This is a genomic window from Nocardia sp. FBN12 (assembly GCF_050320175.1).
Classification (GTDB): domain Bacteria; phylum Actinomycetota; class Actinomycetes; order Mycobacteriales; family Mycobacteriaceae; genus Nocardia.
Window position 1 is genome coordinate 2,111,953 of record NZ_CP190048.1, and the last position, 20,803, is coordinate 2,132,755.

Annotated in this window: 21 protein-coding genes; 9 read left to right on the forward strand and 12 right to left on the reverse strand. The window is 67.2% G+C overall.

What is annotated here, in order from left to right; all coding sequences use genetic code 11:
• Genes ACQHI0_RS10325 through ACQHI0_RS10335 form a run of 3 tightly spaced genes read right to left on the reverse strand, consistent with a single transcriptional unit; the run spans position 1 to position 4,250 of the window.
• Positions 1 to 1,218 (reverse strand): DUF7373 family lipoprotein, encoded by a 1,218-nt coding sequence (locus tag ACQHI0_RS10325; RefSeq protein ID WP_427907714.1) that lies wholly within the window; start codon positions 1,216 to 1,218, stop codon positions 1 to 3.
• Entirely contained in the window at positions 1,194 to 2,798 is a 1,605-nt protein-coding gene (locus tag ACQHI0_RS10330) for a serine/threonine-protein kinase (protein WP_427907715.1), read from the reverse strand. The genes ACQHI0_RS10325 and ACQHI0_RS10330 overlap by 25 nt, the downstream gene beginning before the upstream one ends.
• Positions 2,799 to 2,843: 45 nt before the next feature.
• The gene (locus ACQHI0_RS10335) at positions 2,844 to 4,250 is read right to left on the reverse strand and encodes an MFS transporter (protein ID WP_427907716.1); all 1,407 of its coding nucleotides are present in this window, start codon (positions 4,248 to 4,250) and stop codon (positions 2,844 to 2,846) included.
• 174 nt (positions 4,251 to 4,424) lie between these two features.
• Between ACQHI0_RS10335 and ACQHI0_RS10340 the strand changes: the two genes are divergently transcribed.
• Positions 4,425 to 5,255: an SAM-dependent methyltransferase gene (locus tag ACQHI0_RS10340; RefSeq protein WP_427907717.1), complete on the forward strand. Its 831-nt coding sequence runs from the start codon at positions 4,425 to 4,427 to the stop codon at positions 5,253 to 5,255.
• Between the two features lie 53 nt (positions 5,256 to 5,308).
• Positions 5,309 to 5,893 carry a QsdR family transcriptional regulator gene (locus ACQHI0_RS10345; RefSeq protein WP_427907718.1) on the forward strand — a complete coding sequence of 195 codons (585 nt, stop codon included), beginning with the start codon at positions 5,309 to 5,311 and terminating at the stop codon, positions 5,891 to 5,893.
• A gap of 50 nt (positions 5,894 to 5,943) precedes the next feature.
• On the opposite strand, the gene ACQHI0_RS10350 is transcribed toward ACQHI0_RS10345, so the two are convergent.
• The gene (locus ACQHI0_RS10350) at positions 5,944 to 6,564 is read right to left on the reverse strand and encodes a TetR/AcrR family transcriptional regulator (protein ID WP_427907719.1); all 621 of its coding nucleotides are present in this window, start codon (positions 6,562 to 6,564) and stop codon (positions 5,944 to 5,946) included.
• A 58-nt stretch (positions 6,565 to 6,622) separates the two neighbouring features.
• Between ACQHI0_RS10350 and ACQHI0_RS10355 the strand changes: the two genes are divergently transcribed.
• From ACQHI0_RS10355 to ACQHI0_RS10370, 4 genes are read left to right on the forward strand one after another with little or no spacing between them, the layout of a single operon-like run.
• Positions 6,623 to 7,786 (forward strand): acyl-CoA dehydrogenase family protein, encoded by a 1,164-nt coding sequence (locus tag ACQHI0_RS10355; protein ID WP_427907720.1) that lies wholly within the window; start codon positions 6,623 to 6,625, stop codon positions 7,784 to 7,786.
• A gap of 9 nt (positions 7,787 to 7,795) precedes the next feature.
• Complete coding sequence (locus ACQHI0_RS10360) at positions 7,796 to 8,923, forward strand: acyl-CoA dehydrogenase family protein (protein WP_427907721.1); 1,128 nt, start codon at positions 7,796 to 7,798, stop codon at positions 8,921 to 8,923.
• The gene (locus tag ACQHI0_RS10365; RefSeq protein ID WP_427907722.1) at positions 8,923 to 10,047 is read left to right on the forward strand and encodes an alcohol dehydrogenase catalytic domain-containing protein; all 1,125 of its coding nucleotides are present in this window, start codon (positions 8,923 to 8,925) and stop codon (positions 10,045 to 10,047) included. Before ACQHI0_RS10360 ends, ACQHI0_RS10365 begins: the two co-directional genes overlap by 1 nt.
• Complete coding sequence (locus ACQHI0_RS10370) at positions 10,044 to 11,486, forward strand: NAD-dependent succinate-semialdehyde dehydrogenase (protein WP_427907723.1); 1,443 nt, start codon at positions 10,044 to 10,046, stop codon at positions 11,484 to 11,486. The genes ACQHI0_RS10365 and ACQHI0_RS10370 overlap by 4 nt, the downstream gene beginning before the upstream one ends.
• Before the next feature lie 143 nt (positions 11,487 to 11,629).
• On the opposite strand, the gene ACQHI0_RS10375 is transcribed toward ACQHI0_RS10370, so the two are convergent.
• Positions 11,630 to 12,094, reverse strand: a complete 465-nt coding sequence (locus ACQHI0_RS10375; protein ID WP_427907724.1) for a polyketide cyclase — start codon at positions 12,092 to 12,094, stop codon at positions 11,630 to 11,632.
• A 417-nt stretch (positions 12,095 to 12,511) separates the two neighbouring features.
• Between ACQHI0_RS10375 and ACQHI0_RS10380 the strand changes: the two genes are divergently transcribed.
• Positions 12,512 to 12,925, forward strand: coding sequence for a hypothetical protein (locus tag ACQHI0_RS10380; protein WP_427907725.1), 414 nt, complete (start codon positions 12,512 to 12,514; stop codon positions 12,923 to 12,925).
• Between the two features lie 668 nt (positions 12,926 to 13,593).
• On the opposite strand, the gene ACQHI0_RS10385 is transcribed toward ACQHI0_RS10380, so the two are convergent.
• The 4 genes from ACQHI0_RS10385 to ACQHI0_RS10400 form a co-directional block, all read right to left on the reverse strand.
• On the reverse strand, positions 13,594 to 14,103 hold the full coding sequence (locus tag ACQHI0_RS10385) for a MarR family winged helix-turn-helix transcriptional regulator (protein ID WP_427907726.1): 510 nt from the start codon (positions 14,101 to 14,103) through the stop codon (positions 13,594 to 13,596).
• 361 nt (positions 14,104 to 14,464) lie between these two features.
• Positions 14,465 to 15,082 (reverse strand): hypothetical protein, encoded by a 618-nt coding sequence (locus ACQHI0_RS10390; RefSeq protein WP_427907727.1) that lies wholly within the window; start codon positions 15,080 to 15,082, stop codon positions 14,465 to 14,467.
• 210 nt (positions 15,083 to 15,292) lie between these two features.
• Positions 15,293 to 16,033 (reverse strand): Crp/Fnr family transcriptional regulator, encoded by a 741-nt coding sequence (locus ACQHI0_RS10395; protein ID WP_427909127.1) that lies wholly within the window; start codon positions 16,031 to 16,033, stop codon positions 15,293 to 15,295.
• A 161-nt stretch (positions 16,034 to 16,194) separates the two neighbouring features.
• Positions 16,195 to 16,719 carry an IclR family transcriptional regulator gene (locus ACQHI0_RS10400; RefSeq protein ID WP_427907728.1) on the reverse strand — a complete coding sequence of 175 codons (525 nt, stop codon included), beginning with the start codon at positions 16,717 to 16,719 and terminating at the stop codon, positions 16,195 to 16,197.
• Between ACQHI0_RS10400 and ACQHI0_RS10405 the strand changes: the two genes are divergently transcribed.
• A complete protein-coding gene (locus ACQHI0_RS10405; protein WP_427907729.1) occupies positions 16,718 to 18,076 on the forward strand; it encodes an SLC13 family permease in 1,359 nt (452 codons plus the stop codon). The genes ACQHI0_RS10400 and ACQHI0_RS10405 overlap by 2 nt on opposite strands.
• 119 nt (positions 18,077 to 18,195) lie before the next feature.
• A complete protein-coding gene (locus ACQHI0_RS10410) occupies positions 18,196 to 19,293 on the forward strand; it encodes an AMP-binding protein (protein WP_427907730.1) in 1,098 nt (365 codons plus the stop codon).
• Positions 19,294 to 19,333: 40 nt separating this feature from the next.
• Here ACQHI0_RS10410 and ACQHI0_RS10415 read toward each other — a convergent pair whose 3' ends face one another.
• From ACQHI0_RS10415 to ACQHI0_RS10425, 3 genes are read right to left on the reverse strand one after another with little or no spacing between them, the layout of a single operon-like run.
• Positions 19,334 to 19,645, reverse strand: coding sequence for a DUF202 domain-containing protein (locus tag ACQHI0_RS10415; protein ID WP_427907731.1), 312 nt, complete (start codon positions 19,643 to 19,645; stop codon positions 19,334 to 19,336).
• Complete coding sequence (locus tag ACQHI0_RS10420; protein ID WP_427907732.1) at positions 19,642 to 20,016, reverse strand: YidH family protein; 375 nt, start codon at positions 20,014 to 20,016, stop codon at positions 19,642 to 19,644. Before ACQHI0_RS10420 ends, ACQHI0_RS10415 begins: the two co-directional genes overlap by 4 nt.
• On the reverse strand, positions 20,006 to 20,767 hold the full coding sequence (locus tag ACQHI0_RS10425) for a LysR family transcriptional regulator substrate-binding protein (protein ID WP_427909128.1): 762 nt from the start codon (positions 20,765 to 20,767) through the stop codon (positions 20,006 to 20,008). Before ACQHI0_RS10425 ends, ACQHI0_RS10420 begins: the two co-directional genes overlap by 11 nt.
• Positions 20,768 to 20,803: the final 36 nt, after the last annotated feature.

Consider the following 20,803-nt stretch of genomic DNA (forward strand, 5'->3'; position numbering starts at 1 on the left):
CTATTGGGCGTTCGCCAGCAGCGCGTACTGTGCCGCCGCCTGCTGGCGAACGCCGGCCGGTTCGGCGCCGCTGACGAACGCGCCGTAGCGGCGGTAGTTCACATAGCAGCGGGTGAGCGCGGGTGCGCTGCCCGCCCGGCGCTCCGCGCAGCGCGCCTGCGGCACGTCCGCGGGCGCGGAGACGGGATGCGCGGCCGCGCTGAGGGTGTCCTGCCAGGTGGTGCCGAAAGCAACCGCCGCGGCATCGTCACGGAACCGGAACAGCGTGGTGCTGTAGGAATTCGACACGCTGTCCACGCCGCCGCGATCCCACGCCGCACCGAGCTCCGCGGGTTCGGTGGGGCGGTAGTGCGCGCTCGCGCGCCCCGGCCACGCGGCGAACTCGCGTGAGGAGATGGCGATCTGCTGATTGGCCGGACCGGGAATCAGCGTGCGGCGCAACAGCTCATCGGGATCGCGGGGGAGTTGGGCGATCTTGTCGGGTGCCGTCGGCGTGAACGCGTCGAGCAGCGGGATCTGGGCGTCGAGGACAGCCGAAACCCGTGTCGCGAGCGCATCGATATCCGGGGACGGATGCTGCAGGAACAGGCTCACCACGATCTCGCCGTGGGCGAAGGTCGCGCCGATCGTCTTGACGCCCGGTCGCCAATGTGCGTGCGCGGCAGGGTAGCCGGGGATCGGTACCGGCTGATTGTCCGGACTGACGCCGAAGTCGGTCGCCTCGAGGTCCCGCGCAGCCTCCTTGGCGACCTGAGCGCCGGGAAACCGCAACAGCACAACCCTGGTGATCCGCGCGTCGGTCTCGATCGCCGGCTTGGCCTTGTCGAAGGCCAGGGAGCCTTCGGCGATGTCGAACGCCACCATCATCCGATGCCGTTCCAGTACAGCAAGATTGACGCTGGAGATCGCCGAGGTGTCGGCGGCGCGCCGTGGGGTGTCAAGGACATCGGTGCCCCAGTTGTGGATCAGCGCTGGATCGACGTCGTGCGGAAACACCACAGCACCGGCCATCCTCAGACCTTCCAGAATCGGTCCGTCGGTGGACTTTCGACCCGCCTCGATGTCGGCGGGCGCCGTCGTGTAGCTGCCCACGTCGAGGGATCGCACGTCGATCTCGCCGGGCGTCGCGGCACCGTCGACGGTGCCGCAGCCGACGAGCAGAACCGCGAGCGCGCCCAGCGCCAGTCGCGCGGTCACAGGGGTGCGGTGCTCAGCCATTGGTCGATCATCTCCTGATGGGTGTGGCCCTTCCAGTACACCTGGAGCAGCACAGTCGAATACGGCGCGGCATCGAATCGGACGAGCAGCCACGGTCCGGTGGAGCCGTTGAAACTGTGCACGGTGAGCGGCCTGCCGTACCGCGACCGCAGCTGCTGGGTCGGCCCGGTGGGCAGGGTGGCGACGAACCGCCCGACGGTGTCGGCGTCGGGGTGCGCCAGCATCTGCATCTGCGCTCCCTCGCGATCGGTGCAGTCGAACCCCGTGTCCCACACCGCATCCGGGCTCTTCGTCGCGAAACTGCACCGCATCGCCCGGTACCCGACGCTCTCGGGATTCTCGGGGAGTAGACCAGGGAACAACGCCATCGTCGGCCTCGCTGCCGCCCACGGATCGACCCTGGTGGTCGTCGCACTGGTGATGGTCGTCGCGATACCGTCCGCGCCGCCCGAGTCCCGGCTCACGACCAGCGCGGTAGCCACCGCGGCAATCGCGGCCGACCCGGCCACTCCCGCCGCCAACCATCGTGCTGTACCTCGATGAGCTCGCGCGGTGCCGTCGAAGTGCTGACGATTCTCGGGCCCCGCCGGGTGTGCGACTCCCGCGGTGGCCCAGGGTTGTTCGCCCGCCGCATCGCCGTGATCGAGATACGGGCCGGGAGAGGGGAACGCTCGATCGGTGGGGTCGGGAGCGGGGCGGGTGAACGACCCGGCACGGGCGTCGGCGAACGGAGCGACTCCGGTTGCCAGCGCTGTCGTCGTCGCCGCGACCATTTCCGCGCAGCTGGTGAATCGATGGCCCGGATCTTTGGCCAGCGCCCGCGCGAAGACCGCGTCCACCGCGCTGGGCAGACCCGGCATCACCGCACTGATCCGCGGCACCGGCTGCATCACATGGGCGCCGATCAGCGCGCCGGCGTTGGTCGCGGTATACGGCGGTTGCCCGGCGAGCAGGTGGAACAGTGTGCAGGCCAGCGAATACTGGTCCGACCGAGGGCCCGCGGTGCGCCCGTCGAGCTGCTCGGGCGCCGCGTACCGCAGCGTTGCCACCAACGTGCCGGTCTCGGTCAGCGCGGTGCTCTCGTCGATCGCCTTCGCGATCCCGAAATCGGTGAGCAGCACCCGCTGATCGCTGACGTTCGCGCGCTCGCTCAGCAGAATGTTGGCCGGCTTGACGTCGCGGTGCAGCAACCCGGCCGCATGCGCGCAATCGAGCGCGTCCGCCGTGCATCGGGCGATGTGCAGTGCCAGATCCGGCGCCAAAGGTCCTGTCCGCAGGGCTGATTCCGCATCGCTGCCCGCGACATACTGCATCGCGATCCACAGCCGCCCGTCCTCGCTGCCGCGATCGTGGATCGCCACGATATTCGGGTGGTCGAGGCGCCCCGCGAGATCGGCTTCCCGCTCGAACCGCCCACGGAACACCGGATCAGCCGAAAACGAGGAGTGCAGCACTTTCACCGCGACCAGTCGCGGCAAGCGCGGGTGCCGGGCCGCGTACACACTGCCCATCCCGCCCGCCCCGAGCACCCGCTCGATTCGATAACCGGCGAAGATGTCACCGGCCCTGAGCTCGTGCATGGTGTCACGCTAGCTCAGGACCGATGACCTCGCGATCGCCCGCGCTCAGCGGCGGATCCGGTGCACGGCAACCGCGGCCGCCCCGGCGGCCACCAGCGCCGTCGCCATGCCGAGCAGGTGGGCGACCACCACGGCGTTCGTCGCCTCGAGTTCGAAGAACACCGACCCGATGCCGGCGATCCCGACCACCGTTCCCAGCTGCACACTGGTGGCGAGAATCCCGCTGGCATCGGCGGCGACCGTCACGGGCACCGCGGCGAGGGCCCGCGTCATCAACGGGCTGAACGCCAACCCGTTGCCGAGACCGAACAGCGCGAACGCGACCGACGCGGCAGGTCCGATGTCCGCGCCCTCGCCCAGTAGCCAGGCGAGCCAACCCAGCGAGACCGCGCTCACCACCAGCCCGAGCGGGATCATCCTCGAGTGCAGGTGGGCCGGGACTCGCTGCCAGGACAGTCCCGCCGCCGCGAATGTGGCGCCCATCGGCAAGAACTGCAGGCCCGCCCGCAGCGCGCCGTACCCGAGGTCGCTCTGCAGGTGGATCGCGCTCACGAACAGCCACCCACCGAACGTTCCCATCACCAGGAACAGCGTCGCGGCAGTGGCGAGCAGCCCGGGCGCCGCGAGGACCTGCGGCGCGAACAGTGGATCACGGCCGCGTGCGGCGACCGCGCGCTCGACCTGGACGAACACGACGAGTCCGAGCACCCCCGCGCCGAGACACAACCACGACCACAGCGGAAAACCGAGCTCACGGCCGAGTACCAGCGGCACGACCAGCAACAGCACGGTGGTCGTGAGTGTCATCAAGCCCAGCCCGTCGACCGTCCGGTCGGTGCGCGCCACGGCCACCGGGAGTACGCGCGGCGCCAGCACCAGCAGCGCGAGCCCGATCGGCACATTCACCAGGAACACCCCACGCCAACCGGTTCCGCCCAGATCGGCGTCGACGATCAACCCACCGAGAATCTGGCCCGCCAGCAAGCCACCGGAGACGATCGCCGCGTAGACGCCAAGCGCCCTGGCCCGGGCCGCTCCGGCGAAGGTGCGCTGGATCAGCGTCATCACCTGCGGCGCCAGCGCGGCCGCGCCGACACCCTGGCCGAACCGGAACACGATGAGCGACATCTCGTTCCACGCCAGCCCGCAGGCGAGTGAGGTCAGCGTGAACACCGCCAGGCCCGCGATGAACGTGCGTCGCTGCGTGCGGCGATCACCGAGCCGCGCGCCGCCGATCAGCAGAACCGCGTACGCGATGACGTACCCGGCGACGATCAATTGCAGTGCGGCCCCGCCGGTATCGAGGTTCGAGCGGATGGACGGGATGGCCACGTTGACGATGGAACCGTCGAGCACCGTCATGAACTGGGCGGTGAGGATCACGACGAGCACGGCGATCGAACGCCGGCCCGTCCCCGCATCGGGCACCGAAGGTTTGAGCATCTGGATCATGCGCTGATCGTGGGACCGGAAGGTCGGCGTGAATAGGAGCCCACCGATACGGGTACTCCAGCTACCCGGTTCGGCAACCGCGCGAGAACGGTGTCGGAATAGGTTGTCTACCAACGTAACCGATGCTCTAGGCTGAAATCGTCCAGTCGGCTCCCTGCCCGAAAGGCGTCACCGATGTCGCATTCTTCTGCTGCCTACCCCAGCGCTGTGCCGGTCGGGGTCGACACCACCCGCGCGAGTATCGCGCGGGTCTACGACGCCGCACTCAACGGCAAAGACAACTTCGACGTGGACCGCGAGGTGCTCGACCAGGTGCGCACGGTCGCGCCGCAGGTCAACGATCTGGCCTGGGCCAACCGTGATTTCCTGATCCGCGCCTGCCGATTCCTGGCCAGGGCGGGCATCGACCAGTTCCTCGACCTCGGATCGGGCCTGCCCACCGCGGAGAACACCCACCAGGTGGTCCAGCGGGTGAACCCCCAGTCCAAGGTCGTCTACGTCGACAACGACCCCTCGGTCCTCGTGCACGCGCAGGCGCTGTTGGCCAGCAACAGCCGCACCCGCATCGCCGAAGCCGACATCTTCCGCCCGCTGGAAGTCCTCGGCAACGAGACGGTCCGCCGCGAACTCGACTTCACCCGCCCCATTGCCCTGTTCCACATCGGCACCCTGCACCACTACCTGGGTGACGACGGCCCCGCCCTGATGCAGACCTACATCGACGCCCTGCCTTCGGGTTCGTTCGTCGCGATCGCCCACTTCCACGACCCGGAGACCCCCGGACACAGCGAACTCGCCAGGAAGATGGAAGAGAAGTTCATTCACAGCCCGATGGGCAGCGGCCGCTTCCGCACCCGCGATGAAATCCAGGCCATGTTCGGCAATCTCGAGATGGTCGAGCCCGGCCTGGTCCGCTGCGACGACTGGTGGTCCGACGGCCCGCACCTCACTCCGCTCAACGACGTCCGCAACTGCATCGTCGGCGGCGTCGGCCGCAAACGCTAGCCGAGCCGCGGCGCGTGCGCGGTCACACACGTACCGCGCCCTATGCTGTCGGCGTGGCACGCACCGAAGGAACTCGAGCGCCTGGGCGCCCGGCCGCGGCCAGCCGTGACGACGTGCTGGACGCGGCGGTCGCGGCATTCCTGGCAGGCAAACGGGTCGATGCGAATGCCATTGCCGCCCAACTCGGTCTGGGCCGCACCAGTATCTACCGGTGGTTCGGCTCCCGGGACGGGCTGCTCGGCGCGGCCTTGGCGCGCCAGCTGGAACGGATGGTCGCCTACGCCGAACGGCGTAGCACCGCGACCGGCGGGGAACGGCTTGCCGAGATCCTCGACCAGGCCATTCACTGGCTGGTCGAGGACGGTTCGCTGCGCGCCTATTTCGACCAGGAATCCACGGCGGCATTGCGCGTGATCACCCGCAGCGACGGGGTGGTGCACCCGGCGGCGGTCTCGATCGTCGAAGGTCTGCTCGAACGTGCCGAGGACCAGGGGTATCGGCCGCCCATCGACCGTGCCACTCTCGCGTACGCCCTGGTCCGGCTGTGGGAAGCGTTCCTGTACAACGACGCGGTGGCTGGTTTCCAAGGTGACGTGGAACGGCTGAGCCGCGTCCAAGCCGCCCTGTTGCGGGCGTAGGCGTACCCGCGGCGGCGCGTCTCTGACGAACGCCGACGCGTTCGCGCCTGTTACGCGGCGTTGCCGCTCATCGTCTCCCGCACGCCCGCGCAGTACCACCCGGCAATGGCGTCCAGCGCCGACTGTCGCGGAATCGGTCGCCGCATGCGGTGCCATTCGCCGGCCGCCGCCACGGTCGCCCCGATGAGGCCGTAGGCGAGCAGGCGGGTTCGATGCTGACCGCTGTCGCCGGGGTGCAGATGATCGGCCAGGTTCGCGACGAATTCGGTAGTGGCAGTGGCGATCCGGGCCTCTACCGCGGTGTCGCCGACCGCACCGGCTCCGAAAACCAGCTCCAGGGTGGAGTGTGGTCCGGATCCGACGAGATCGAACAGGACCCCCACCGTGCGGCGCACCCGGTCGAAGTCCGAGCCCGCCGCGCCGTCGATGATGCGCAACCTGTCCGTGAGCTCGTCGAGGTAGTCCAGAATCACCGCGAGGTAGAGCTCACTCTTGGTCGAGAAGTGCCGGTAGAGCACGGGTTTGGTGACATCGAGAACGGCGGTCACCGTGTCCATGGTGGTGCCGTGATAGCCGTGCACGGTGAAGGCTTTCCGTGCGGCCATGAGGAGCCGACCGCGCTGGCCGCGGTGGCCGGTGCGGAATCGGGACGTCGCGAAGGAAGTACTCATGTGCCGGATCCCTGCCTCTAATTTGATACACGAGGAACTCTATGTAACATACGGGACCATGCAACTGGCCTTCACCGAGGACGAGCTCGCCTTCCGCGACGAGCTGCGTGCCTTCTTCCGCCGTGAGATCCCCGCACACATCCGCGAGCAGCACCGGCACATGCACGAGCTGAGCAAGGACGACTACGTCGCCAACCAGCGCATCCTCAACGGCGCCGGGCTGGCAGTACCCCACTGGCCCGTCGAGTGGGGTGGCCGGGGCTGGTCGGCGGTGCAGCACCACATCTGGCATCACGAAATGCAGCTCGCCTCGGTGCCGGAGCCGCTCACCTTCAACACCAACATGATCGGCCCGGTCCTGGCCGAGTTCGGCTCGCCGGAGCTCAAGGCGAGGTTCCTGCCCGCGACGGCGAATCTCGACATCTGGTGGTGCCAGGGCTTTTCCGAGCCCGACGCCGGATCCGACCTGGCCTCGCTGCGCACCGTCGCGGTGCGTGACGGCGACGAATACGTGGTCAACGGCCAGAAGATCTGGACCACCGCCGCCCAGAGCGCGGACTGGATGTTCTGCCTGGTCCGCACCGACCCCGCCGCGCCGAAGAAGCAGGCGGGCATCTCGATGCTGCTGTTCCCCATGGACAGCCCCGGCGTGACAGTGCGCCCGATCGAACTGATCGACGGCGGCTTCGAGGTCAATGAAGTGTTCCTGGAGAACGTGCGCGTCCCGGCCGATCAGCTGGTCGGCCAGGAGAACCACGGCTGGACCTACGCCAAGTTCCTGCTCGGCAACGAACGCACCGGCATCGCCGCGGTCGGACAGACCAAGGTCCGGCTGGAACTGGCGAAGGAATACGCCGCGGGGACCAGGCTCGGCAACGGCACCCTCCTCGACGACGCGGCCTTCGCGGCGCGGATCGCCGACCTCGACAACGAGTTGCTGGCACTGGAGCTGGTGCAGCTGCGGGTCGCGGCGAGCTCGAGCGACGGCGCCCCCAACCCCGTCTCCTCGATTCTCAAACTGCGCGGCACCGAACTGCAGCAGGCCGTCACCGAACTGCTCGTCGACATCGCAGGCCCTGCCGCCGTCGCCAGGGTGGGGGAGACCGACGACTGGGCGCGCCGCACCATCGCCGGATACCTGAACTACCGCAAGACTTCGATCTACGGCGGATCGAGCGAAGTCCAGCGCACCATCATCGCCTCGACGATTCTCGGACTGTGAGCAACCACCATGGATTTCACCTTCACCCCTGAGCAGACCCTGCTGCGCGACACCGTCCGTAGCGTGCTGACCCGCCACTACACCCACGAACGCCGCGCCGAAGTGATCGCCGATGATCCCGGTTGGGATTCGAAGGTGTGGGCGGCCTTCGCCGAGATCGGCCTGCTCGGGCTGACCGTGCCGGCCGAGGACGGCGGCATCGGCGGCGGCCCGATCGAAACCATGCTCGCCATGGAGGAACTCGGCCGCACGCTGGCGCCGGAACCGGTCTTCGACTGCGCTCTGCTGCCCGCGCTCGTGATCGGCGGGGCCGGCACGCCGGACCAGCGCGCGGCCCTGCTTCCCGGCATCGTCGACGGCGAGCAGCTGTTCGCCTTCGCGCACGCCGAACCCGGCGTCCGTTGGCCGGAGGCGCGGTGCGCGACCCTGGCCGTCGACAGCGGTGACCGGTGGACCCTGACCGGTCGCAAAAGCCCTGTGTCCTCCGGTGATCGGGCCGGCCGGCTGATCGTCTCGGCCGTGGTACCCACCGGCGAGACCGCCCTGTTCCTCGTCGATGCCCGCGACGCGGCGGTCGTGCGCACCGCCTACCGCACCTACGACGGCCGCCGTGGCGCCGACATCGAATTCCGTGGTGCGCCCGCCGAACTGCTCGGCAGCAGCCTCGACGCCGGTGCGATCATCGACGAAGCCGTGATCACCACCCAAGCCGCGCTTGGTGCCGAAGCGGTCGGTGCGATGGCCGAGGCGTTGCGCCTGACCACCGAATATCTCAAGACCCGCAAGCAGTTCGGCGTCGCCCTGCGCACCTTCCAGACGCTCACCCATCGGGCGGCGGATATGTATGTCTCGCTGGAACTGGCCCGCAGCATGAGCCTGTACGCGGCGATGTCGTTGGCCGACGGAATCGTCGATCCGACGGTAGCCTCCCGCGCGAAACGGCGAATCGACTTGTCCGGCAAGCACATCGGCCAAGAGGCGATCCAGCTGCACGGCGGCATCGGGATGACCGCCGAATACCCGGTCGGCCATTACACCGCCCGGCTCACCACCATCGAGCACACCCTCGGCGACACCGGCGATCACCTGCGCTACCTGTCCGGACTCCTGGGTGAGTACGAGAAGGCGGAGATCTGATGCACATCCGTGGCGCGGTCCTCGACCAGCCCGACCGGCCGAGGCCCTTCGCGTCGTCGCGCCCCATCGGGGTATACGACCTCGAACTCGACGAACCCGGCCCGACCGAGGTGCTGGTCAGGATCGAAGCGGCCGGGGTGTGCCATTCCGATCTCAGTGTGGTCGACGGCAATCGGGCGCGGCCGCTGCCCATGCTGCTCGGGCACGAAGCCGCGGGCATCGTGCTGGCGCTCGGCGAACAGGTCGACGATGTGGCCGTCGGTGACCGGGTGGTCATGTCGTTCCTGCCGCGCTGCGAGCGGTGTGCGGCGTGCGCCCGCGGCGGAGCGCTGCCCTGCACCGAAGGAACACGGGCCAACACGGCGGGCGAACTGCTGCACCATCCGGGCAGACTGACCAGGGCCGGACAGCCCGTGCGCCACCATCTCGGCGTCTCCGGCTTCGCCACGCACGCGGTGATCGACCAAGCGTCGGTCGTCGTGGTCGGCCGTGATGTGCCGCCCGAGGTGGCGGCCTTGCTGGGATGCGCGGTTCTGACCGGCGGCGGTGCCGTGCTCAACGTCGCCGACCCGGGGCCCGAGGACGACCTGATGGTGGTCGGGCTGGGTGGTGTCGGCATGGCCGCACTGCTCACCGCGACCGCGATCGGGGTGCGGCGCATCGTGGCGGTCGATCGCCTGCCCGCCAAGCTCGAGGCCGCTCGCGACCTCGGTGCCACCGAAACATACACACCCGAACAGGTTGCCGCGCAAGGAATCCGGTCGCGCTATGTGATCGAGTGCGCAGGCCACCCGGCCGCGTTCGAAACCGCCTTCCTTGCCACCGCCCCCGGTGGCACCACCGTCACCGTCGGCCTGCCCGCCCCGTCGGCCACCGTGACACTGTCACCGCTGATGTTCACCGCCGAGGCCCGCACCGTGGTCGGTAGCTACCTCGGCTCGGCTGTACCGGCACGCGATATCCCCCGCTACGAGCAGATGTGGCGGGCAGGCAGGCTGCCGGTCGAGAAACTGATCTCCGCCCGCATCGGACTGGACGACCTCAACCAGGCCATGGATCAGCTCGCCGACGGTGCGGCCGTGCGTCAGGTCATCGTCTTCGCACCGGACATGGAGACACGATGACATCCACCCATACCGACCTGCCGGTCGCCCAGTTCCTCGGTGGCGACTGGGTGGACAGCGCCACGACGATGCCCGTGCACAACCCCGCCACCGGCGCCCAGATCGCGACCGTCGCCGACGGCGACGAGGCGACAGCCATCGCCGCGCTGGACGCCGCGGCCGCGGCGCAGGCGGACTGGGCGGGCACCGATCCGCGCCACCGCAGCGACATACTCCTGCGCGCGTTCGGCCTGCTGCATGCCGAAACCGACCGGATCGCCCGCACGATCACCCTGGAAATGGGCAAACCGCTCGCCGAGGCGCGCGGCGAAGTCGGCTACGGCGCCGAATTCCTGCGCTGGTTCGCCGAGGAAGCCACCCGCGGCAGCGGCGCCTACTTCCGCGCGCCGAGCGGCGGCGGCCGCATCGCGGTCCGGAAACAGCCGGTCGGCCCGGTTTTCGCGATCACCCCGTGGAATTTCCCCCTCGCCATGGTCACTCGCAAAGTGGCCCCCGCACTCGCCGCCGGCTGCACCGTCGTGCTCAAGCCCGCACCCCAAACCCCGCTCACCGCACTGGAATTCATGCGGATCCTGGTGGAAGCCGGCGTGCCGCCAGGCGTCGTCAACTGTGTGACGACCTCGCGCGCGCCACTGGTATCGGCGCCGATCATCGCCGACCGGCGGCTGCGCAAGCTCACCTTCACCGGCTCGACCGCGGTCGGACGCACCCTGCTTACCCAAGCGGCGCAAGGAGTCCTGCGGGTCTCGATGGAACTCGGCGGCAACGCACCCTTCGTCGTCCTGGAGTCCGCCGACCTGGACAAGGCCGTCGGCGGCGCGGTGCTCGCCAAATTGCGCAACGCCGGGCAGGCCTGCGTCGCCGCCGACCGCTTCCTGGTCCACGAAGCGCTGGCGGCGGAGTTCACCGAACGGTTCCTCGCCGCCGTTTCCGCGCTGCCGCTGGGCGATGGCCTCGACCGATCCACTCGCCTCGGACCTGTGATCGACGGGGCGGCAGTGCGTCGGATCACCGCCCTGATCGACGAAGCGGTCGACGGTGGCGCACACCTGCACACGGTGGGTCCCGACATCGACAGACCAGGTCATTTCGTGCGGCCCGCGGTGCTGACCGACGTCGACACCCGAAGCCGCCTCTGGAGTTCGGAGGTCTTCGGCCCTGTGGCTGCGATCCGCACGTTCACCGACCCGGCACAGGCACTGCACCTGGCCAACGACACCGACGCGGGCCTGGCAGGCTATGTGTTCGGCGAGAACCTCGGTGACACCCTGGAATTCGCCGAGAACTTGCGGACCGGCATGGTCGGGGTGAACACCGGCGTGATCTCCGACCCCGCCGCACCCTTCGGCGGGATGAAGTCGTCCGGGCTCGGACGAGAGGGTGGTAGCACCGGATTGGCGGAGTACCAGGAGATGCAGTACCTGGCCATCGCCCGCTGACAGGCCAGGCGGGGGCACCCATGGCTCGTCGGCCTTTTCCGGCACCGAGGGTACTGAGTTACCGTCGCCGAGCTCGGACGCCTGGTCGGCTGTGCGAGCTGACCGGGCGCCCGAGCCGCTCGACACAGCCTGACCATGCGGAACTATTTCTGGATGGTGCGGGCGAGGATGCCGAGGGTGGCCCGCAGTGCCGACTCGGGGATGATCGGGAAGATGGCCGCTTCACGGTAGCGGGGCGCGATCTTGCTCCAGTCGTAGTACGAGGTGACCAGTGTCCCGGTGTCGGTGGGCTCCAAGCGATAGCCGTACAGGTGCTCGATCGGCGGCTTGATGGTGCCCGAGATTGTCCACTCGAGCTGCTTGTCCTGCTCGAATTCGGTGATGATCACGGTCACGTCGTATCTGCCCATCGGGAGGTCGTTGAGCGACTCCCGGTCCATGTGCACGACGAACTCGTCGCCGACACCGGTGACGGGTTTCCCTTCCGCCGATTGCAGCATGCCCGAACTGTCAATGGCCACATGCCCTTCCGGCGAGCACAGCAGCGTGAAGATTTCTGCGGGTGACGCGGTGACATGCCGCTGGACCTCGAACCGTTCTACCGTCATGCCCTCCACCCTCGCATACTCGACGTCGATGCACTCCGCGTGCGAAGCCCGCCGAAAGCCGGACCTCGACGGCGGCCGGGTGCCGCTGCGGATCGGGCCGCAGATGACGGCACCGGCCGGCGCACTCAGATCACTGTGGTTCCGCAAGCTCGCGTCCACGCCCGTGATTACAAGAAGGCGTTTGCCGCGCGGCTCACCGAAACTGCTCGCGAGGGCGGCGCACCGACCCCGAACAGCTCAGCGAGCAACTGGCACTGCTCCTGGACGGCGCCTCGGCACGCAACCAAGTCCTCGAGTCCGACACTTTCGCCACGGCCGCCGCCATCGCCGTCGTCCTCGTCGACAACGCCATCCCCACGGCCCCGGCCGGCGCAAGCGTTACCGAGTAGGTGGCCGGCTCTGCCCTACGGCGCAACCATGCCGTGCCTCTTCGGCACGCGTGCCTATTTCGCGGCCGCCACCTTTGAAGATGTAGCCGGTGGGTGCGCGATCGATGGAGTCGGACGCGCCGACTTCGTCGGCGGCGGGGGCTTGGTCGTCGATGTGATTGTCGGCGCCGAGGGCGTCGTGGACACCGTCGATGCCGTGGTCGAACTCGCCGGAATCGTGGTCGTCGTGGGTTCGGTCGGTGCCGTTGTCGTGGTGATCGGCACTGTGGTGGTCGGGTCGGCAGTGACGGTGATGGTCGACGGAGCAGCCGATACCGTCACCGTGCGCGGACCGGCTGTCACCGTGACCGTCGATGTGTCCGTCGGAGTCATGGTGACGGTCACCATGGGTATCGAAGTGGGGGTGACCGTACCCGGGTCCGGCGCACTCGACGTGTCCTGAACCGAAACACTCGCCGTGGCAGAGAAACTCGCGTTCAGCGACGCGACCGGCGGGGTTGTGGGCGAGGGATCCGTCGGCACGGCTGTCGTCGTTTCCGTCGGAGTGGGCGTGTTCGGGGCGTCGTCGGTGGAATCGGCGGAAGGTCGGGTCGTCCCGGTATTGGTAGCCGTGTCGGCGGCCGAGACGTCACCTGGTGCGGGGATCTGGCTCGGTGCGTCATATGTCGTGCCGGTAGTCGTCACATTGGATCGGCCGCGGGCGGCGCTGTTGCCGAAATGCTGTGTGGTGGATTCGCCCGGGAACGCCGCCGCATTGTTCGCCCGCACCGGCAGGCTCGAATCCGTCCGCACCATGATCGATATCCCGATCGCCGTGGTCACCAACGCAGCCGCCACGCCCACACACGACATCCGCCGCCGAAGCCGATCGGGCGATGGCGCCGCGGCCTGCACGCCGCGCCGCCTGGAATTCCGGGGCCCAGGTCCAGTATTGATGGTCGGCCCCACGATGGGGTCGTCGCTATTGCCGGCGGTGTGCATCAAACTCCTGCTTTCTCCCTCGGGATGTGCCGACCGCGGGGAATCAGCGGCGGAGGTTCGGGCGTCGAATTCCAGCAGTTCTGCCGAATATCGAATCGCGAGCAGTGCGGTGCTATGTGATCGAGATTCTCATGGTCTCGAGTAGGGGTCCACGTCGCGCAGCCGTTGCCGATGAATTCTTTGCAGTTCGCCCGCGCGGGTGAGGAAATCGGCGATTATTTCGAGTTCGGCGGTGTCGTAATAGCTCAGCAGCATCTTGTAGCTCTCGACGATCATGGGTACGACGAGTTCCTGGACGCGATGGGCCGCGAGTTCGGTGGCCATCACAATTACGCGGCGGCGATCGGTCGGGTGCAGTGAGCGCGCGATGTAGCCCTGCTTTTCCAGCCGGTTGAGCATGATCGTGACGCCGGCCGCGGTGAGGCCGAGCCGTTCGGCCAGCCTTCCCGGCGTCGTGGACTTCTCGTCCTCGAGCAGGACGATCTCCAGTGCTCGTCGATCGGTCTCGTTCACGCCGAGCACTCTGATCAATTCGCGGATCAGATCCTCGACGGTTCCGTGATAGAACTCCAGTGCCCTTTTGAGCTCGACCGAGATCCGGGCGGGTTCGCTTGTTGTCGGGCACACGGGCTTTCCCATCGATCACTTGAAACATCAAACCGCTCAGCAGAAGTCACCTCCTGCACCATCGATCGACCGGCAGCCGAAAGCGGCTGACGACCATCACGAAAGCGGCGCCGCTCCGGCCGTCGAAGCGGCCGTGGCTGTGCCGGACATGCACTGTACGACAGACCGGCCGCGGTGAAGTGCGCATCGGATTATTCGGTCGAAGTGGTTTCAGGGCACCAAACATGAAGCAGCGCAACCACTATCGGAAACGGCGGTTTGCCGGCCCGGCTCGGGTGGAACCGGACCGGGCTGCTGAGGCAACCCGGTCCGGGTGCGTTCACCACGGGCCGCCGGATCGGAACCCGGTCACCCCGTGGCACCCGTCAGTGGCTCAGATGACAGTGGTGGTGGTCAGGGTCGGGGATAGGTTCGGGTAGCACGAGGTAGCGACATTGCCGACAAATGAGACATTGGTCGTCATGGTCATGCCGGGGCTGGTGTAGCTGGTCCCCGCGTACTTGCTGGTGATCGACGTTCCGGCGGCGCCCGCGGTGACGTTGACGGTCACCGCGGGCGGGGTGAAGCTGGTGCCGCCGGCGATCGGGCCAGGCACGGTCAGAACGACATTTCCACCCGACGTGGCGACGGTTCCTGCCACGGTACCCCCGGAGGCGGTGGCCGAGACCAGCGTCGAATTCGCCGGGGTCGGAATGGTCATCTTGAGGTTGCTGATGTTGTTCACAGTGAAACCGGACGCCGAACTGGGAACCGACGAGGCTCCGGGTGTGATCGTGATGGCCACCGCGGAACCCGACGCTGCCGAGCTCGGCGCGGTGCCGGTGACCGAGGTGTTCATGTTGGAGGTTTGGCCGATACCGAGGACTGTGCCCCGGCAGCTCCAGTTCACGCTGACGGGGGCGGCATTGACCGGTGCGGCCAGACAAAAGACGGTAGCGACGGCCACCGGGGTAAGAAAGCCGGCACGAAACAGGGTCGAGGTCGATCTCATGGCGATCTCCAGGAAATGTAGAGCAGCGGTGTGACGGGTTGTCGAACCGCAAAGTGATGTTCAAAAAATATAGCTTGCTCTCACCATTTCGTGGTTGAAATCGCTATTCCAAAGGTGCGGAAATATCATTATCCGCTATTAGATATTTGCTCCTAATAGTTAATCGAAGAAAGGTTTCCGCATGACCGGATATCGCTGATCGTCGGCTGGTCAGGGATTGAGAATCTTCGCTGTGAGCTGCCGCAATCCCTCGGCATCGTCGATGTCGACGCTCGCCGGGCCGACAGTGATCAGCCGGTGTCGTTCGAATTCCTCGACAACCTTGTGCAGCGACGCGCTTCGCGCACCGAGCATGGCGGCGAGCGTGCGCTGGTCCAGCCGCACCGACCCGTCGACGGCTTCGTCGAGCAGCAATTGGGCCACCTGAACCGGGAGCGGACGGCCGAGGACATTGATCAGCCGGGCCTGACCCGTCGAAACCCGTTGCGCCACACTGGAGAGCCAGCGTCGCGCCAGCTCGGGGTGGGTGGCGAGCAGCGTGTCGAAGTCGCGTTGCGACAGGTACAGGCACTCCACGTCGGTGAGTGTGCGCGCGGTGTAGGCCACGGGCATGACCAGCAGGAGTGCGATATCGCCGTCGACATCGCCGGGACTGAGCATGCCGACCACCGCACGCTGCTTGCCCGACTCGACGGACAATTCGACCTGGCCCCGCCGCACGATCCACACCCCGTCCGGCGGTAGGTCCGCCGAGAACATCACCGATCCGGCGGGCAGCGATCTGGGCTCGAGACGATCGGCGAGGGTCGCGAGGTCCCCTGGCTGCAGGGGAGCGGCGGCGCCGCGGCCCACCCACCGCGCGACCCAGGCCGCGTGGCGCACCCGGTGGTCGTCGAAGGACTGCTCACCCATCTCGTGCAGCAAGTGCGAAAACGTTCGGTGGCTGTGCATCATCGCCTGCTCCTGGAGGTGCGTACGAACCTGTCAACCAGATCTCCATTGTCCTCCCATCGGCGACAGAACGCGATGGCGACGTTCACCCCCTTCTGCCGCGTGGCGCAACGGCGCCGACCCGAGAATCAGCAGTGCTGACCTCGGGCCGGGCTATGGATTCACAGTGTCGCGTGGATCTTGCGCGCTGATTCGTAGACGGCTGTGCCGTAGGTTTCAAACTTTTCCGGGGTGATCCGGCTGGTGGGTCCCGATACCGATATCGAGCCGACAGGTTGTTCTCGTGCGTCGAGAATGGCCGCGCCGATGGCGGTGATGCCGCTGCTGAGGCCCTGGTCGTTGATCGAGTAGCCGCGGGCGCGGATCGCCTCGAGTGTGCGGCGCACGGTATCGGGATCGGTGATGGTGTGCGACGTTCGGGGTTGGAGGTCGCCCGCGAGGTAGTCGTTGACGTACTCAGCAGAGCTTGCGGCAAGGAAGGCAAGCCCGGTCGCGGAGGCGTGGAGGGGAATGCGCTGACCCAGAGGCAGGAATGCCCGCAGGGGGTGCGCGGTGTCGAGACGTTCGATCAGCACCAGTTCGTCGCCATCGGGCGCGCACAGGTGAACGGTTTCGGTTGTCCGCAACTGGAGTTCGTTGAGGAACGGCAGAGCTGTGTCGCGTCCCGGCGGAAGGGCAGGAATCATGACAGGGCAGATTGCGGCGTTCGTCGGCATATTCGCAGTCGCGACACTGCGAAAGGCGCATATCGGTGTGCTGATGTTCGCCGCCGCCTGCGGAGTCGGGATAGGGGTGGCGCACCTGCCGCTCGACGAGGTGATCGCCGAATTCCCGGTGAAAATCCTGGTGCTGCTGGTCGGGGTGACCTACTTCTTCGGCATCGCGCAGGTCAACGGGACGATCGACCGGATTATCGAAGCCGCGCTCGCCTCGGTCGGCGGCAAGACGGAGCTGCTGCCACCCGTATTCTTCCTGTTGACAGCGGGTATCTCGGCGATGGGGTCGCCGCTCGGCGGATTGGTGATGGCGCCGATCGGAATGGCGGTCGCCGACAAGCGCGGCATCGATCCGATGTTGATGGGATTGGCGATGGGCACCGGGTTGAGTGCGGGCGCATTCGCGCCCACCAGTCTTTTCGGCATCGTCACCTATGGGACCGCGCACGCGGCGGGTATCGAACTGAGTCCGCTCCTACTGTTCGCCGTGGCGGGTCTGGTCAATGTGGCGCTGTTCGGCTGCGCGTACTGCATCTTCGGCGGGCTCGCGTTGTTGCCGCGGCAGCGGTCCACCGTGGTCGAGCCGATGTCCGAGTCCGACACCCTGGTGTCGGTCGGCGGCGGGCCTGGTGCAGGCGCGTTCGCCCGGGGTGCGTCCGCCGCCGCGACCGACCGCGATGATGGCTCGGATGGTTCAGCTGCGCAACGCTTTTCCCGCGTCCAACTGATCACGGTCTGGTGCATGGTCGGCCTGCTCGTCGCGGTGATAGCGCTGTCGCTGGCCGACCGCGACCCCGATATCGGCGTGCTCGCCTTTGCCTTCGGCGCCGTACTGACCCTCGTCGATCCAGTCTCCGGGAACAAGGCCGTCACCAAAGTCGACTGGCCCACTGTGCTGCTGGTCGGCGGCATCATCACCTACGCCGGGGTCCTCGACGAGATGGGCGCGGTGGACCTGCTCGGTGACTTCGCGGGAAAGGTCGGGATCCCGCTGCTCGCCGCCCTGGTCATCTGCCTGATCGGCGGCCTGGTTTCCGCCTTCGCCTCCACCACCGGAATGCTTGCGGCCCTGGTGCCTTTGGCACTGCCGCTGGTCGCCTCCGGCGATGTACCAGGCTGGGCGCTGATCTGCGCGCTCGGTATCTGTGCGTCGATCGTCGATGTCTCACCGTTCTCGACCGTCGGTGCGACCTATGTCGCCACCACCGTCGACGAAGGGCAGCGGCCCCGCATGACGCGCCTGCTCACGCGCTGGGGCATGTCGATGGTCGTGCTGGGGCCGATCGTGCTTGTCGGTGTCCTGGTTGCTCCCGGCATGGCGCTGTGACCAGTGTCGATCGGCGCCCGTTGCCGTCGCCGAACAGATGACCGCCCGCACCGCCGCGTACGGCCGTGCATCGATGCCGCGTGGCACCCGCCCAGCAGAATCGAAAGGATCGCCCCACAATGCTTTTGAGTAGCCTCGACCCCGCCGACGCGAACAACTCCGATCGGCCCGATACGGTCGCCATCGGTACGGAAATGATGGGACGCGCAGATCTGTCCCGCGCGGCAGCCGCATTCGCGGCCTCCCTGCCGGACGCGGGGCCCCTTGCGGCCGGTATCGACGCGGTCGCCGAGGCGTGGAACTGGAACGCCGATGACACCGTCGTTCATGGCCTGCCGCTGTTTCACATGCATGGACTCGTCCTCGGAGTGCTCGCCTCGCTGCGGATCGGCTCGCGAGTCGCGCACACTGTCACGTCGCTTCCTGACCGATATGCAGCCACCCCCGGGTCGATGTACTTCGGCGTCCCGACCGTGTGGTCGCGTATCGCAGCCGACCCCGCATCGGCCCGAACTCTCAGCCGGGCAAGACTATTGGTCTCCGGCAGCGCACCGCTGCCCGTCCCGGTGTTCGACGGGCTCGCCGCGCTCACCGGACAGGCTCCGATCGAGCGTTACGGCATGAGCGAAACCATGATCACGCTGAGTACCCGGGCCGACGGCCAGCGCAGGCCGGGCTGGGTCGGTAATCCGTTGCGCGGTGTGCGGACTCGGCTGCGCGCCGATACCGGCGACACGGTTCCGCACGATGGCGACAGCATCGGCCGCCTGGAAGTCCGCGGTCCCATGCTCTTCGATGCTTACCTCAACCGCCCCGACGCCACTGCGGCATCGTGGACCGACGACGGGTGGTTCCGGACCGGCGATATCGCGGTCTGTGGCGCGAACGGCTGCCACCGCATCGTCGGCCGTGAATCGGTCGACCTGATCAAGTCCGGCGGCTACCGGATCGGCGCGGGTGAGGTCGAAGCCGCGTTGCTCGCCCATCCGGGCGTGCGCGAAGCCGCGGTCGTCGGCCATCCCGACCCTGACCTCGGTCAACGCGTCATCGCCTATATCGTCGCAGAAGGGGCTTCGCCGCTGAACTTCGAGAAGGCGCTGATCGAGCACGTTGCCGCGACCCTGTCTCGCCACAAGCGTCCCCGGAACGTCATCTTCCTCGAAGCCCTGCCCCGCAACGCCATGGGCAAGGTCCAGAAGACGCAACTATGTCTGTGACTCGCGGGGCGCATCGCGGTGCCGAGATGATGCGCGGCGACTACCGAGTGAGTATGTCGATTCCGCGCGCTGAGGCGATGAGTACGATCGAACCGGTGATCAGGCAGGCCGAGGCCTTGGACATGGTTGTCGATGGGCTTATCACACGCCGATAGCGGTTGTGCCGCAACATCATTGCGACCATCAGGACGAGAACCACGCCGCACAGGGCGACAGTCGCAACGGCCATCGGCCGGGGACCGGTGTCGACGGTCATCTGGAGAAGGCAGGCGGCGAGTACCGTCGCGCTGAGCGCGGTACGTTGCCACGCCAAAATCGTGCGTTCCGGCTGTAGGCCGGGGTCGCGGCTCATCGCACCATCGAGTACACGCAGACCCCCGCCGCGACCGCGACACCGAGGACGATCGCGATCACCATGGATGAGCGCGGTAGCGGCGCATCGCGGCGCATCGCCGCCTGCACACTCCGCCATCTCGTGAAAGCACCCAGCGTAATGACGGTTGCGAGGACGACGCAGGTCAGGCCGAGCGCTGTGCGTGCGGTCGCATCGATTCCGGAGAGAAAGAGGTGATCGGCGGCGACGCCCCCGGCAAGCAGTGCCAAGGCCGTACGGATCCAGGCCAGGAAGGTTCGCTCATTGGCCAGTGTGAATCGATAGTCGGGCTCCCGGTCGATCGTCTGTTCGGCTACTTCGAGTGTCTGCGTGGAATCATCATTCGGCATTCTGATCGTTATCCAATTCTTCGGCGGCGCGCAAGGCCGCGTTCGGCAGTGACAGGCCCGAATCCCGCAGCGCCGCAATGCGATTGTTCCAGCGATCCAGCGCCGCCTTGCTCTCGATGACGAAACTCCTGGCTGCCGGTCCCAAACGACCCGCCCGGCGGACCACCCCGAAGGGTGTCAGCACTTCTGGCTGCGTCGTCAGCACGATCGCGCCGGCGCGCGCTGCGGAGATCGCCATCCGCAACGGCAGAAACGCGGCGCCGGCACCCTTGAGTACCAACGTCATCTGTGCGTGTCGATTCGGCACCTGAGCGACGATCCTCGGCAACACCGATTCCCGGCGCAGCAAAGTAGCGACGATATCTTGTTCCCGCACCGCTGAATTGCTGGTTATCAGTGGAATGTCGCCGAGTCGGCCGAGCCGGAAGGGTGCGTCGGTATCGATACCGGGCGTGTTCGGTGGCAGCACCAGCAGCAGTCGCTGCACTGCGAGCTCGATGGTCTCGACCGCGTCACTGGGCACGGGGAAGGTGGTGAAGCCGAGTTCGCAATTTCCGGCCAGCACCTCATCACACAATTGCCCAGCACTCGAGTATTCCTGTAAATCGATCCGGATTCCCGGATGCAGTCGGGTGAATGAACCGCTCCAGGCGGCCACGGCCTCGCTCGACATCTCCGGCATGGTGCCGATCGTGATCGACCCGACCTTCAATTCGCGAGCCGACCGCATGACATCCTGTGCGGCCAGCACATCCTCGAGTACTTTGCGGGCGGGTTCGACCAGCAG

Excerpts from the sequence above, each read along its gene's own strand:
- ACQHI0_RS10325 (WP_427907714.1), bottom strand. The coding sequence starts at position 1,218 with ATGGCTGAGCACCGCACCCCTGTGACCGCGCGACTGGCGCTGGGCGCG.
- ACQHI0_RS10330 (WP_427907715.1), bottom strand. The coding sequence starts at position 2,798 with ATGCACGAGCTCAGGGCCGGTGACATCTTCGCCGGTTATCGAATCGAG.
- ACQHI0_RS10335 (WP_427907716.1), bottom strand. The coding sequence starts at position 4,250 with ATGATCCAGATGCTCAAACCTTCGGTGCCCGATGCGGGGACGGGCCGG.
- ACQHI0_RS10340 (WP_427907717.1), top strand. The coding sequence starts at position 4,425 with ATGTCGCATTCTTCTGCTGCCTACCCCAGCGCTGTGCCGGTCGGGGTC.
- ACQHI0_RS10350 (WP_427907719.1), bottom strand. The coding sequence starts at position 6,564 with ATGAGTACTTCCTTCGCGACGTCCCGATTCCGCACCGGCCACCGCGGC.
- ACQHI0_RS10355 (WP_427907720.1), top strand. The coding sequence starts at position 6,623 with ATGCAACTGGCCTTCACCGAGGACGAGCTCGCCTTCCGCGACGAGCTG.
- ACQHI0_RS10360 (WP_427907721.1), top strand. The coding sequence starts at position 7,796 with ATGGATTTCACCTTCACCCCTGAGCAGACCCTGCTGCGCGACACCGTC.
- ACQHI0_RS10365 (WP_427907722.1), top strand. The coding sequence starts at position 8,923 with ATGCACATCCGTGGCGCGGTCCTCGACCAGCCCGACCGGCCGAGGCCC.
- ACQHI0_RS10370 (WP_427907723.1), top strand. The coding sequence starts at position 10,044 with ATGACATCCACCCATACCGACCTGCCGGTCGCCCAGTTCCTCGGTGGC.
- ACQHI0_RS10375 (WP_427907724.1), bottom strand. The coding sequence starts at position 12,094 with ATGACGGTAGAACGGTTCGAGGTCCAGCGGCATGTCACCGCGTCACCC.
- ACQHI0_RS10380 (WP_427907725.1), top strand. The coding sequence starts at position 12,512 with ATGCCGTGCCTCTTCGGCACGCGTGCCTATTTCGCGGCCGCCACCTTT.
- ACQHI0_RS10385 (WP_427907726.1), bottom strand. The coding sequence starts at position 14,103 with ATGGGAAAGCCCGTGTGCCCGACAACAAGCGAACCCGCCCGGATCTCG.
- ACQHI0_RS10390 (WP_427907727.1), bottom strand. The coding sequence starts at position 15,082 with ATGAGATCGACCTCGACCCTGTTTCGTGCCGGCTTTCTTACCCCGGTG.
- ACQHI0_RS10395 (WP_427909127.1), bottom strand. The coding sequence starts at position 16,033 with ATGCACAGCCACCGAACGTTTTCGCACTTGCTGCACGAGATGGGTGAG.
- ACQHI0_RS10405 (WP_427907729.1), top strand. The coding sequence starts at position 16,718 with ATGACAGGGCAGATTGCGGCGTTCGTCGGCATATTCGCAGTCGCGACA.
- ACQHI0_RS10400 (WP_427907728.1), bottom strand. The coding sequence starts at position 16,719 with ATGATTCCTGCCCTTCCGCCGGGACGCGACACAGCTCTGCCGTTCCTC.
- ACQHI0_RS10410 (WP_427907730.1), top strand. The coding sequence starts at position 18,196 with ATGCTTTTGAGTAGCCTCGACCCCGCCGACGCGAACAACTCCGATCGG.
- ACQHI0_RS10415 (WP_427907731.1), bottom strand. The coding sequence starts at position 19,645 with ATGAGCCGCGACCCCGGCCTACAGCCGGAACGCACGATTTTGGCGTGG.
- ACQHI0_RS10420 (WP_427907732.1), bottom strand. The coding sequence starts at position 20,016 with ATGCCGAATGATGATTCCACGCAGACACTCGAAGTAGCCGAACAGACG.